Below are 12,125 nucleotides of genomic sequence, written 5' to 3' on the forward strand. Positions count from 1 at the left end.
TTTACCCCATATACTACCTAGGTAGTACAGTGTAGATCGAGTACCGGAGGACCACACGGAGGGCTGGGTATGCTGCGCGTCCTGATCGCTGACGACCATGAAATCGTGCGCCATGGAGTGCGCGACGTGGTTGCCAACCACTTGGGGTGGGAGGTCTGCGGCGAGTGCAGCGACGGAGCGGAGGTCCTCGCCCTGACCCGGGAGCGCCGGCCCAACGTCATCGTCCTCGACGTCTCCCTGCCCGGCCTCAACGGCATCGCCGTCACCCGCCAGATCCGCCAGACCTTCCCGGCGACCGAAGTCCTGCTGTTCACCATGCATGACGACGACGAGACCGTATCCGGGGGACTCGCCGCCGGAGCCCGGGGCTATCTGCTAAAATCAGAGGGCGACGCCCAGTTGGTGGCCGCCATCTCGGCCCTGGGCGCCCACCGTCCCTATTTCTCGCCCGCGGTGGCCGAGATGCTGCTCGAGTCCGCCGTCCACGAGCGCAAGAAGTCGCGCCTTGAGAGCTTCACCCTTCGCGAACTCGAGGTCGCCCAACTGATCGCCGAAGGCGAAAGCAACAAGCAGATCGCCCGCAAGCTGGGCATCAGCATCAAGACCGTCGAGAGCCACCGCGCGGCCGCCATGCGCAAGGCCAGGGTCCGGACCGCGGCCGAATTCGTCCGCTTCGCCATCAAGCACAACCTGATCCAGGCCTGACCTCGCCGGGCTATTCAGGGTTCGACCGGATTGCCGAGCACCGCTTTCCGGCGATCATGAATCGGCTGGAGGGACGGCTATGACCGACCAATACCCCGTGCCGACTGTCGACGAAGCCTGGCGCACGGCGCTGGACGCCTGCGTGGCGGGTTTTCCCCTATTGGTGCTCGACGCCGCACGACGCGCGCACCCCGCCGGGCCGAACCAGTTCGTCCACGCCCGGGCCGGTGAAACCCTGATCGGCCTCTGCGCCCCCAACCCGCACGTCGTCTATTCAAGTGCATGGCTCGACCTGCGCGACGGCCCGGTGATCGTCAGCCTGCCCGACCTTCGCGCCCGGCATTTCGCCATGCCGATGATCGACGCCTGGGGCTCCATCTTCACCTCCATGGGCGTCCGCCGACGCGGCGAGGCGGCCCAGCACCTGGTCGTGGTCGGCCCCCACTGGAGCGGCGCCGCCACCGACGATGTCCCCGTCGTCCGCGCCCCCACGAATGCCGTCTGGCTGCTGGGGAGAACCCTGACCGACGCGTTCGACGACGGGCTGGAAGGGCCTTGGCACGAGTTCTACCTCACCCTGAAGGGACGCCGCACGCCTGCGCCGCCCGCGCCCCCGATAGAGCCCGAAGCCCGGCCGGCCTGGCCGGCGGCCGAGTTCCTGCAGCTGGACGCCGAGGACTTCCTGAGCCGCATGGCCGACCTGATGGACGTCCACCCGGCCCCGCCGACACGATGGCCCCTCGCCCAGCGGCTGGCTCGCATCGGGGTGAACCGCGGCGCGCCGGTCGACCTGTCGCGGCTGCCCCGGGAAATCTCGGACGCCGTCCGGGCGGGTGTGGCCGAGGCTCTCGCGCGTATCGACGCGGCCGCCTGGCCCCAGTCCGCGCCGACGAACGGCTGGTCCGCCCTGGCGCGGCCCGGCGACGGCCGCCTCGAGCCGCTCGCCCGCGCCGCCATCGCCCGGCGAGGCTTCGGCTTCAACCTGCAAGAGGATGTGACCTACTTCCTCGCCTGTCAGGACGTCGACGGCGCGCCGCTGGACGGACGGACCGACTATCGTCTGCGCTTCGAGCCGCAGCGCCTGCCGCCGGTCGGCGCGTGCTGGTCCCTGGCCGCCTATCGACCCGACGGCTCCCTGGCGACCCCGGAAGGCCCCCGCGCCGGCCTGTCCAGCCGCGAGCCGCTCCGTTTTGACCTCGACGGCTCCCTGGAACTGCATATCCAGCGCCGCAAGCCCGCCGGACCGCGCGTCATGAACTGGCTGCCGACGCCGGACGGTCCCTTCCATCTGGTGCTGCGCGCCTGTTGGCCGGGACGAGCGGTCCTCGACGGCCGCTGGTCTCCCCCGCCGATCGTTCGCAGCGCCGCCGAACGTCCGGCGTGGCGTGATCAGGCCGGGACTAGGCCTTCCCCGTCAGGCGGAAACCCGGCCTCTCTCCGGGATAGGCCTGATTCCTCGGCAGCCTGCCATCCGTAGACTGTACGTGCATGGGCGGCGGGTTCGCCCCCCGACCACCTGCCACATGCAGGGCGCTGCTCATGTGCGGGGCCGCCTTCACCGCCGTCGGGCCTTCCAACGACCCGGGGTGAAGGCGGCCCGGCTACATCCCGTATCAATCCGGGTCACCCCCTCGAAGCGAATCGCCTTTCCCGTCAGGGTTTCGCCCGATCGAAGGCCCACGGCATGGGCGTATCTTGCTGGTCCGCCCCTTTGGATCGCGGCATCCTCCTCCTGATCCCGTGTGTTCCGGTGCGAACCTTTACGGCCCCGCAGTCCGCTGCGGGGCCGCTCTGTTTCACCCGCCAGATACGCATCTCAGGGTTCCGCCTGATGTCCGCCCCGACCGCCACCTGCTCAAGTGCGAGCCTCATCCGGGAGGCGGACAGAATGACCACCCAGGCGCCCGATCTACAGGACCCCCAACCCGCCTCGCCGCGGCCGACCCCGACGCGCCGCGGCATGGTCTGGATCGATGGTGGAACCTTCCGCATGGGTTCGGACGAACACTACGCGGAGGAGGCGCCGAGCAAGCGGGTCACCGTCGATGGCTTCTGGATCGACAGCCGCCCTGTCACCAACGCCCAGTTCGCCTCCTTCGTGCGCGCCACGGGCTGGAAAACGGTCGCCGAGCGACCCGTGGACCCGGCCCTCTATCCGGACGCTGATCCGGCCCTGCTCCAGCCCGCTTCGATCGTCTTCATGCCGCCCGAGCGCGACCACCCTCTGCGCGAGGGCGAGTGGTGGCAATACATTCACGGCGCGGACTGGCGCCATCCGACGGGCCCCGGCAGCAGCATCGACGGACTGGAGACCCACCCTGTCGTCCACGTCGCCTGGGAGGACGTCACCGCCTATGCCGTCTGGGCCGGAGCCGACCTGCCGACCGAGGCCGAGTGGGAGTTCGCCTCGCGCGGGGGGCTGGACGGCGCCGCCTTCGCCTGGGGTGATGAACTGCTGCTGGAAGGCTGGCAGCACATGGCCAACGTCTGGCAAGGGATGTTCCCGATCGAGAACCGGCGCGAGGACGGCTGGCTGCGGACCTCGCCGGTCGGGTCCTATCCTCCGAACGGCTACGGCCTGTACGACATGATCGGCAATACCTGGGAATGGACCAAGGACTGGTGGTCGCTCGCCGCCCCGGGCGCGGTCCCGGCCAGTCCCTGCTGCACGATCAAGAACCCGCACGGCGGCTCGTCCGAGCAGAGCTACGAACCCGGCATGGAGCATCTGAAGATCGCCCGACGGGTGCTCAAGGGCGGGTCGCACCTGTGCGCTCCCAACTACTGCCGCCGCTATCGCCCGGCGGCCCGCCACGCCCAGGCCGAGGACTCCTCGGCCTCGCACATCGGCTTCCGGGTGGTGGTCAGGGGCTGACCGTCTCGCCTGGCTCGGGGGCCCCGCCTGCGCCGTCCTTGACCTGCATTTCGCGGAAGGCGTCGATGTCGCGTTCGAGGAACAGGTTCAGCAGGGTCCGGATGGTCGCGATCGCCGCCAGCTGACCGATCTCTTCCCACGACGGCGCCACCGCGGTGTCGGCGATGTCCGCCGCCAGGGCGAACTCCAGGGCCAGGACGATCGAGGCGGCGAAGCGCAGCCAGATCGCCTTCCGCAGCGGCATGTCGGTCTCAAAGCGCCGCCAGTGCACAGCCACGCGGTAGGCTGCGGTCGCGGCGGCGCCGGCCAGGATCAGGACGGCGACGAGCGTGCAGCCCAAGGCGACGAAATGGGCGAATTCCTTGATCGCAGCTTCCATGGCTTCCTCCCTGAGCGAGCCATAAGGCCGTCGACGCACGGGGCGAGCCATCCGGCGCAACCCGGAGTTCGCGGTCCGCCAGCCCCAAGGCCGGATCGGATCAACCGGTCGGAACGGTCACAATCGCGCCCGCGGGGCCCCGCCGCCGTCATTGAGCGAGCTGGACCTTAGCCAGCGTCCCCGTCGACTGGCGCATGGCGTTCGCCGATCCGCCACAGCTCTGGTGACGGGGCATTCGGGCGGCGCGGGTCAGGGGTTTACCTGATCCCGCGCTGTCGTAGCGGCCGCTAGCGTTCCGCAACCCAAGGGAGAGCAGCCATGCCGAACGGTAAACCGAACATCCTGGTCATCTGGGGCGACGACATCGGTCAGTCGAACCTGAGTTGCTACAGCCACGGCCTCATGGGCTACCAGACGCCCAATATCGACCGCATCGCCAAGGAAGGCATGCTCTTCACGGACAGCTACAGCGAGCAGTCCTGCACCGCCGGCCGGTCATCCTTCATCACGGGCCAAAGCGTCTACCGGACGGGCCTGTCGAAGGTCGGCATTCCGGGCGCGCCCGTGGGCATGCCCGACGGCGTGGTGACCATCGCCGATCTGCTGAAAGAGCAGGGCTACGCCACCGGCCAATTCGGCAAGAACCATCTCGGCGACCTGAACCACATGCTGCCGACCGTGCACGGGTTCGATGAGTTCTTCGGCAACCTCTATCACCTGAACGCCCAGGAAGATCCGGAGGACCCAGACTATCCCTCGCCGGAAGAATTCCCGGAATTCGCTGCCGCCTTCAGCCCGCGCGGGGTGCTGCATTCCTTCGCCAGCGACACCGACGACCCCACCGAGGAGAAGCGCTGGGGTCGGGTCGGCAAGCAGAAGATCACGGACACCGGACCGCTGAACACGAAGCGCATGGAGACGTGCGATGACGAGTTTGCGGAGAAGGCCAGCGACTTCATCAGGCGCGCCCACAAGAACGACACCCCCTTCTTCGTCTGGGCGAACTTCAGCCACATGCATCTCTATACCCACACCAAGCCGGAGAGCGTGGGCCAGGCCGGGCGGTGGCAGTCGCGCTACCACGACACCATGATCGATCATGACAAGAACGTCGGCACCCTGCTGGACCTGATCGACGAACTGGGTCTGGCCGAGGACACCATCGTCATCTACTCGACCGACAACGGACCGCACCGCAACTCATGGCCGGATGGCGGGACCACGCCATTCCGCAGCGAGAAGAACACCAACTGGGAAGGCGCCTTCCGCATTCCCGAGGTCATCCGCTGGACCGGGAAGATCAAGCCAGGCTCTATCGCCAACGGCATCGTGCATCACCATGACTGGCTGCCAACCTTCCTCTCCGCCGCCGGCGCGCCTGACGTCGTCGACAAGCTGAAGAAGGGCTACAAAGCCAACGGCAAGACGTTCAAGAACCACATCGACGGGTTCGACCTGCTGCCCTACCTGACTGGCGAGGTGGAGAAGAGCCCCCGCAACTTCTTCTTCTACTTCAGCGACGACGGCGACGTGCTGGGCATCCGGTTCGACAACTGGAAGATCGTCTTCATGGAGCAGCGCTGCAAAGGCACGCTCCAAGTGTGGGCCGAACCCTTCACCCGCCTGCGGACGCCCAAGCTCTTTAACCTGCGCACCGACCCCTATGAGTACGCGGACATCACCTCGAACACCTACTACGAGTGGTTCATGCGGCACGCCTATTTCATTATGGCAGGCCAGGCCATCGCTGGAAAATTCGTCGAGACGTTCAAGGAATTCCCCCCGGTTCAGAAGCCGGGCAGCTTCACCATCGACGACGCCATGGCGAAGATCTCCGAGTCCGCCAGCGCCGACTAACGTCCCGTCTTGTTCAAACGGCTTGGAAGCCGGTGGTGAATCACCACCGGCTTCTGTTGTTTTGCGGACCTAATCAGGCGCCATGGCCTCCGGCATAGGGTACTCACCCGATGCCGCCGAGCTCCGCGGCGTGGTGTTTGGGGGCAACCGCAATCGGTCCCGCCGGCGATTCGCTCGATGACACCCCTCCCCTCCTGGCGCCCAGGCGTCGTGCGCGATGCGATCCTCGACTTCGTCGAGGCGGTGTCGAAGCCCGGCCCCAACTTCGTTCCGGAGGCCGAACGCATCGCCGTCTTCGACAATGACGGCACGCTGTGGTGTGAGCAGCCCGTCCAGGTGCAGGTCCAGTTCAGCCAGGATCAGGTCGAACGGATGGCCAAGGCCAACCCCGCCCTGCGCGACCGCCAGCCCTACAAGGCGTTCCTGGAGCGCGACGTTCCCACCATCCATGCGCTCGGCAAGAAGGGCGTCTTCGAGGTGGCGTTCGCGGTCCATTCCGGCATGACGGTCGACGACTTCGGTCATAGCGCCGCCGACTGGTTGGCGCGGGCCAAGCACCCCAAGTTCGGGCGCAACTTCACTGAACTCGTCTATCAGCCGCAACTGGAGCTGATGGACTATCTGCGCGCCAACGGCTTCCAGACGTGGATCGTCTCGGGCGGGGGCGCCGACTTCATCCGCGCGTTCGCCGAGGACCGCTATGGCGTGCCGCCGTCGCAGGTGATCGGCAGCACCGTCCGCACCCAGGTGCAGGAGAACGGACGCAGCCTGGACCTGTTCAAGCTGGCCCAATTGGACAGTTTCGACGACCGCGAGGTGAAGGTCGAGAACATCGGCCTGCACATCGGCCGGCGGCCGATCTTCGCCTTCGGCAATTCAGACGGCGATCTGGCGATGCTGCGCTACACCCTCTCAGGCTCCGGTCGTCGACTGGCCCTGCTGCTGCATCACGACGACGACGTGCGCGAGGTCGCCTACGATCGAAACTTCCGCCTCAGCCCCCTCGCCGAAGCGCTGGACCACGCCGACGCCTACGGCGTCCGCGTCGTCAGCATGGCAAAGGACTGGGACGCCGTCTTCCCGATGGAGGACGCCGGCCATCTGCAGGCGGCGGGGGGTCAAAAGGCTTCCGAAACCCGGAAATAGACCGCCTCGCCATCCCGACCATAGGCGACGTCGACCCCCACGTTGACCCGGTGGGGCCTGGGGCCGGGCTGAGCCGAATGCGGCACGTCCGGAAGGTCCGTCGGCGCAGCGGGGATCTCCTGCTCCCCCGCCGAGCCGGCGCAGGCGAAAGCTCCTGCCGCCGTCACGACTACAAAACTCGGCGGCACGGGCTGCCAGAACGCTACTCGTGCAAGCATGGGTGGTTCTTGGACGGGACCCCATCGGGTGATCACCCGACCCCGCCCGACGACCGTCCGGAGCCCCGAGGGGTCAGGGCGCGCCTCGGCGGCGGTCAGGTCTTCACCCGATTACCCTCAGGCCATCGCGGGTTGAAAACACCCGCAGTCTCGCGAGGAGAGCACGATGTCCTATTCCACTGTTCGCGCGGCGGCCGCAGCAGTCGCCGTCAGCCTTTTAACACTCACGGCCTGCGGCACGCCCGCGGGCGACGTCTCCGTGCTCCAGTCCAGCACGCGGGCGGTGGTTCCGGGCTCAACCTATGCCTGGGCTCCATTCGACCCCTCGGTCCGAAGCGCGGCGGACGTCCGGGTGGCCAACGACATCATCCAGCAACGGATCACCTCGGCCTTCGACGCAGCCATGCAGGCCCGAGGCTTCCGCTTGGTGTCCGATCCGCGTCAGGCGACGCTGCTGACGTCCTACCATGTCGGTCTTGAGAACCGGACCGAGGTCCGCGCCGACAATTTCGGCGCCCCGATGGGCGCCTGCGGCTTCCGGGGCTGCATGGGTGGATGGGGCTGGTATGGCGCGCCGACCCTGAACGTCGACACCATCAACTACACCCACGGTACGGTCATCTTCGACATCGTCGACCGCGCGTCTGGCGAGCTCGCCTGGCGCTCGATGTCGCAGCAGCGCGTGGACAGCGGCGACGCCGACCAGGCCCGCCTCAACGCCATCGCCGACGACATGTTGCGGTCACTGCCGCGCAACACGCCGACCAACTGAGTCCGATCCCGTACAGACTGCACGCCCCGCGTCGGTCCGTACGGAGGGCGCCCTCGGGGTTTCGCCCGATGGTCGCCCGGAAGGTCGGGTCGATAATGCCCCGTCCCGACACCGGGACGAAAGGAGCCGCTATGAAAGGGCCCGCGCTCGTCGTTTTCGCCGTCGGAATGCTGCTCGGCCTGGCCGCTTGCGAGACCACGGGCCCGAACCTGACGGTGACCCAGAACAGTGCGATCGCCCCCGGATCCACCTACGCCTGGAAGCCGATCGAGAGCGTCCGGGAACGGGGGGTCAATCCAGCGGTCGCCAACGATCTCGTGCAGCAGCGCATCCAGACCGCCATCGAGGCCGGCCTCGACGCAAAGGGCTTCCGACAGGTCTCGGATCCAGGTCAGGCGACCCTGCTGGTCGCGTACTTCATCGGTCTAACCCCGCACTCGGATGTCCGGGCCGCCTACACAGGACCGGTCGGGCCGGCCGCCTGCGGCTTCAGCGGCTGCGTCCCCGGCTGGGGCGTATACGGCTATCCGGCCCTGGAAGGCATGACCGTCAACTACACCGACGGGACGGTCATCCTCGACCTCACCGACCAGTCCTCGAACCAGCTCGCTTGGCGCGCGGTTTCCAAGCAGCGCGTCGATAGCACTTCAATCGCCCAATCCACCCTGAACGCCATCTTCGCCGAGATGATGACCAGCCTCCCCGGCGCACGATGAGGAACCCTGTCATGCATGCTTCCCTTCCCGCCTTGGCTTTCGCCTTCGCCCTCGGGGCCGCTCCGACGGTCGCCTCGCCCCAGGCCACGCCGGCGACCGCAACTCCGTCCCAGGTCGATCCGGCCGCGGCGTCAGCTCCGACCAACCCGGTCTCGCCCGACGCGGTTCAGGCCCTGCACCGCATGGGCGCCTACCTGGGCACGCTCGTGAGTTTCGAGATCACCGCCGAGACCAGCCGCGAGTTGATGCTGGGCGCAGACCAGAAATTCGACCTGGACGGCGTCGCCACCTATCGGGTCCGTCGACCCAACGCCCTCTTCGTCGAGAACACCACCCCGCGCAAACAGCGGCGCTTCATTTACGACGGCCAGCATTTCACCGTCTACGCGCCGAGCCGCAGCTACTACGCGACCGTCGACGCGCCGCCGACGATCGGCGAGTTGCTCAACCTCGCGGCCGAACGCTACGGCGTCGAACTTCCCCTTGAGGACCTGTTCCATTGGGGCGATCCCGCAAACCTGCCCCAGAATCTGGAGTTCGCCGCTCACGTCGGCACGGCGATGATCAACGGCGTCCAGACCGACCAGTATATCTTCCGCCAGCCAGAGATGGACTGGCAGATCTGGATCCAGCAGGGCTCCGAGCCCCTGCCCCGCAAGATCGCGATCATCGACCGCACCGATCCGACTCTGCCGAAATTTTCAGCGACGCTCGACTGGAACCTGTCGCCCACCTTCGACGCCCGCACTTTCGCCTTCGCGCCGGACGCCGACGACAAGGCCATCCAGTTCAGGGAAGCCCAGGAAGCCCAATAAGGAGCTAGCCATGAAACTCTCGAAAGCGGGGCTCGCCACCCTTTTCGCCAGCATCACCTTCCTCGTCGCGGCGCCGGCCATCGAAGCGGCGAACGCCCAGGTCCGCGGAGGCGGGCGCGGCGGCGGCATTAGCCGCGGCGGCGGGGGGGGCGGCGGCGGCTTCAGCCGCGGCGGCGGCGGCGGCCGCGCCAGTGCAGCCCGGCCGAGCGGCGGCAGCCGCGCCAGCGCGGCGACCCGACCGAGCGGCGGCGGCCGCGCCAGCGCGGCGACCCGCCCAAGCGGCGGCGCCGGCGCGGCTACCCGGCCGAGCGCCGGCGGCGCAACGAGCCGGCCTGGGGCCGGTGGCGCCGGCGCGGCGACCCGCCCCAGCGGCGGCGACCGCACCAACATCAGCGGGGGTGATCGGATCAACACCGGCGACCGCGGCGGAAACCGCGTCAACACCGGGGACCGTGAGATCAACCGCGGAGATCGCGAGACCAACATCGACCGTGGCGATATCAACATCGACAACGACATCGACATCGATGGCGATCACGGCTGGGACTGGGATGACGGCTGGGGCGACCATCCGCTCGCCGCCGGCATCGCCTTCGGCACCGCGGCGGCCTGGACCTCCGCGGTCGTCGGCTCGATGTTCTACAGCATGCCGCCCGGGTGCTCGCCGTACTACACCTCGTACTACTATTGCGACGGGCACTATTATGCTCCGCAATATCAAGGAGATACGGTGGTCTACGTCGTGGTCGACGACCCGGCGAAGAGCGTGACTGTGGTCCAGTAGGGCGGCATGGGGTCGATGACGCGCGTTCAACCTCGGCTTGCCGGGGCGGTGGGATGGCGGTTGGCCTGCGCGCTGCTCGTCGGCCCCGGCGTCGCGGCGGCGCAGGAGAGCGAGGAGGAACTGGCCAAGAAGCTGTCCAATCCCGTCTCCAGCATGATCAGCGTGCCGCTGCAGTGGAACTACGACTGCTGCTACGGCCCGAACGACGGGCAACGGCTGACCCTCAACGTCCAGCCGGTCGTGCCCTTCAGGCTCAGCGACGACTGGAACCTGATCGTCCGCACCATCATGCCGATCGTCTACCAGGGCAGTCCGGCGCCCGGGGTCGGGGCCCAGTCCGGGGTGTCGGACATCACCCAGAGCTTCTTCTTCGCGCCCGAGGCCAAGGACGGCCTGACCTGGGCGGTGGGTCCCGTTTTCCTGTGGCCGGTGGGGACGGAGGAGCTAGGGACGCAGAAGTGGGGCGCGGGGCCGACGGCGCTGGTTCTCAAGCAGGACGGCCCGGCCTCGTTCGGGCTCCTCGCCAACCACATCTGGTCCTATGCCGGCGATGAGGACCGGGACGACGTCAACCAGACGTTCCTGCAGCCCTTCTACAGTTACACCACGAAGTCGGCGACGACTTACGGGCTGAACCTGGAGTCGACCTACAACTGGGAAACCAAGACCTGGAGCATCCCGCTGAACATGACCATCACCAAGGTCTACAAGTTCGGCGAACAGCGGGTCTCCATCGGCGCCGGCGCCCGGGTCCATCTCGAAGACGAACCGGGCGCGCCGGAATGGGGCCTGCGCGCGATCGCGACCTTCCTGTTTCCGGACTGAGCCGCGTCAGGGCGCGGCCGGCGCGCCATGCGCCGGCGCTGAACGTTTCAGCCAGACTCCGTAGAGCGCGCCGACCACGAGGCCCACCAGGAGGTAGAGCAGGACGGCGGCCTGAACCTCCTTGCCGACGAAATTGGCGCCGGCCAGGGCAATGGCGATCCCGGGGTGGCGGACGGATGCGGCGACCGCCAGGGTCGCGCGGTTGAGCCGTTCCGGCCCGCCCAGCATGTGGCCGGCGGCGATACAGATCACGGTGACGACGGCCATGGCCAGCAGGGTTCCGTTGCCGATCAGGGCCTCGAGCGCGGGCCAGATGGCCACGAGGATCGGCAGGAAGGCGAGCAGGACCAGCAACATGCTGAGCTTGTAGATGAGGGGTGCGGCCTTGTCGGCGATGGCGGGGGCGAAGCGGCGCACCAGCAGGCCGAGCGCGAGCGGGAGAAGCACGCCGGTGAGGATGGTCATGATCAGCTTGGTCATGGGCACCTTGTCCTCAGGTCGCCCGAACAGGGCGCTCGCGACTTCGAACACGAGGGGGACGGAGATCACCGTCAGCAGCGCCATGGCCACATAGACCCCGTAGGCGTACTCCTTGGAGCCGCCCATCTTCAGCTCCTTGCCGGGCACCAGCGGGGGCACGGGCGCGACCGCCATCAACATGATCCCGGCCTTCACCGCCGGGGTCAGCGGCAAGGCCCAGATCAGCAGGCCGGCCGCGATCGGCGGAATGACCAGCACGGCCAGAACGGCCCGCGCCAGAAGCGCCGGCCGTCGGAACACGTAGAGCAGTTCCCCGCGTCCGGAGTTGAGCCCGACCACGAACACCAGTCCCGCCAGACTGACCGTCAGCAGGATGGGAATGAGAGCCTTGATCGCCTCCATGACGGCGTCCCTCTGCAGCGACGCGCGCCAACACGGACGCGCCAAGGCGCGATCATGGGGAAAAGCGACGATGCGCCTATCCGGGCGAACCCTTGGGGGCCGTCTCGCAGCGCCTAGGTCGAGGAGGCGAAGCGGGCCCCGGAGGTCGTCC

General features: G+C 67.7%; 12 protein-coding genes. 10 read left to right on the top strand and 2 right to left on the bottom strand.

The genetic code is table 11. The features are described from left to right. Positions 1-69 precede the first annotated feature (69 nt). The 3 genes from ASC65_RS15875 to ASC65_RS15885 all read left to right on the top strand — a co-directional run bounded on the left by ASC65_RS15875 (position 70) and on the right by ASC65_RS15885 (position 3,580). Positions 70-705 carry a response regulator gene (locus ASC65_RS15875; RefSeq protein WP_056455473.1) on the top strand — a complete coding sequence of 212 codons (636 nt, stop codon included), beginning with the start codon at positions 70-72 and terminating at the stop codon, positions 703-705. Between the two features lie 79 nt (positions 706-784). After that, positions 785-2,182 carry a DUF1254 domain-containing protein gene (locus ASC65_RS15880; RefSeq protein WP_056455475.1) on the top strand — a complete coding sequence of 466 codons (1,398 nt, stop codon included), beginning with the start codon at positions 785-787 and terminating at the stop codon, positions 2,180-2,182. Between the two features lie 411 nt (positions 2,183-2,593). Then, entirely contained in the window at positions 2,594-3,580 is a 987-nt protein-coding gene (locus ASC65_RS15885) for a formylglycine-generating enzyme family protein (protein ID WP_082526102.1), read from the top strand. Here the strand turns inward: ASC65_RS15885 and ASC65_RS15890 are convergent. Further along, positions 3,570-3,959 carry a DUF1622 domain-containing protein gene (locus tag ASC65_RS15890; protein ID WP_056455477.1) on the bottom strand — a complete coding sequence of 130 codons (390 nt, stop codon included), beginning with the start codon at positions 3,957-3,959 and terminating at the stop codon, positions 3,570-3,572. The genes ASC65_RS15885 and ASC65_RS15890 overlap by 11 nt on opposite strands. 318 nt (positions 3,960-4,277) lie before the next feature. Between ASC65_RS15890 and ASC65_RS15895 the strand changes: the two genes are divergently transcribed. The 7 genes from ASC65_RS15895 to ASC65_RS15925 all read left to right on the top strand — a co-directional run bounded on the left by ASC65_RS15895 (position 4,278) and on the right by ASC65_RS15925 (position 11,092). Next, positions 4,278-5,816, top strand: a complete 1,539-nt coding sequence (locus tag ASC65_RS15895) for an arylsulfatase (RefSeq protein ID WP_056455479.1) — start codon at positions 4,278-4,280, stop codon at positions 5,814-5,816. 210 nt (positions 5,817-6,026) lie between these two features. Continuing rightward, positions 6,027-6,962, top strand: coding sequence for an HAD family hydrolase (locus ASC65_RS15900; RefSeq protein WP_200939860.1), 936 nt, complete (start codon positions 6,027-6,029; stop codon positions 6,960-6,962). Between the two features lie 384 nt (positions 6,963-7,346). After that, positions 7,347-7,952 carry a DUF4136 domain-containing protein gene (locus ASC65_RS15905; protein WP_082526103.1) on the top strand — a complete coding sequence of 202 codons (606 nt, stop codon included), beginning with the start codon at positions 7,347-7,349 and terminating at the stop codon, positions 7,950-7,952. 131 nt (positions 7,953-8,083) lie between these two features. After that, positions 8,084-8,668 carry a DUF4136 domain-containing protein gene (locus ASC65_RS15910; RefSeq protein WP_056455485.1) on the top strand — a complete coding sequence of 195 codons (585 nt, stop codon included), beginning with the start codon at positions 8,084-8,086 and terminating at the stop codon, positions 8,666-8,668. Between the two features lie 11 nt (positions 8,669-8,679). Further along, positions 8,680-9,483, top strand: a complete 804-nt coding sequence (locus ASC65_RS15915) for a DUF2092 domain-containing protein (protein WP_056455487.1) — start codon at positions 8,680-8,682, stop codon at positions 9,481-9,483. 10 nt (positions 9,484-9,493) lie between these two features. Next, positions 9,494-10,267: a hypothetical protein gene (locus ASC65_RS17265; protein WP_056455489.1), complete on the top strand. Its 774-nt coding sequence runs from the start codon at positions 9,494-9,496 to the stop codon at positions 10,265-10,267. Positions 10,268-10,327: 60 nt separating this feature from the next. Continuing rightward, on the top strand, positions 10,328-11,092 hold the full coding sequence (locus tag ASC65_RS15925) for a hypothetical protein (RefSeq protein WP_156459714.1): 765 nt from the start codon (positions 10,328-10,330) through the stop codon (positions 11,090-11,092). A gap of 6 nt (positions 11,093-11,098) precedes the next feature. Here the strand turns inward: ASC65_RS15925 and ASC65_RS15930 are convergent, their stop codons facing one another. Then, a complete protein-coding gene (locus tag ASC65_RS15930; protein ID WP_156459715.1) occupies positions 11,099-12,019 on the bottom strand; it encodes a Na+-dependent transporter in 921 nt (306 codons plus the stop codon). Positions 12,020-12,125 lie beyond the last annotated feature (106 nt).

The sequence above is a fragment of the Brevundimonas sp. Root1279 genome (assembly GCF_001425945.1).
GTDB lineage: Bacteria > Pseudomonadota > Alphaproteobacteria > Caulobacterales > Caulobacteraceae > Brevundimonas.

What these genes read in the sequence shown, in the direction of transcription:
- ASC65_RS15915 (WP_056455487.1), top strand. Translation starts at nt 8,680, where the DNA reads ATGCATGCTTCCCTTCCCGCCTTGGCTTTCGCCTTCGCCCTCGGGGCC.
- ASC65_RS17265 (WP_056455489.1), top strand. Translation starts at nt 9,494, where the DNA reads ATGAAACTCTCGAAAGCGGGGCTCGCCACCCTTTTCGCCAGCATCACC.
- ASC65_RS15895 (WP_056455479.1), top strand. Translation starts at nt 4,278, where the DNA reads ATGCCGAACGGTAAACCGAACATCCTGGTCATCTGGGGCGACGACATC.
- ASC65_RS15905 (WP_082526103.1), top strand. Translation starts at nt 7,347, where the DNA reads ATGTCCTATTCCACTGTTCGCGCGGCGGCCGCAGCAGTCGCCGTCAGC.
- ASC65_RS15885 (WP_082526102.1), top strand. Translation starts at nt 2,594, where the DNA reads ATGACCACCCAGGCGCCCGATCTACAGGACCCCCAACCCGCCTCGCCG.
- ASC65_RS15875 (WP_056455473.1), top strand. Translation starts at nt 70, where the DNA reads ATGCTGCGCGTCCTGATCGCTGACGACCATGAAATCGTGCGCCATGGA.
- ASC65_RS15890 (WP_056455477.1), bottom strand. Translation starts at nt 3,959, where the DNA reads ATGGAAGCTGCGATCAAGGAATTCGCCCATTTCGTCGCCTTGGGCTGC.
- ASC65_RS15880 (WP_056455475.1), top strand. Translation starts at nt 785, where the DNA reads ATGACCGACCAATACCCCGTGCCGACTGTCGACGAAGCCTGGCGCACG.
- ASC65_RS15910 (WP_056455485.1), top strand. Translation starts at nt 8,084, where the DNA reads ATGAAAGGGCCCGCGCTCGTCGTTTTCGCCGTCGGAATGCTGCTCGGC.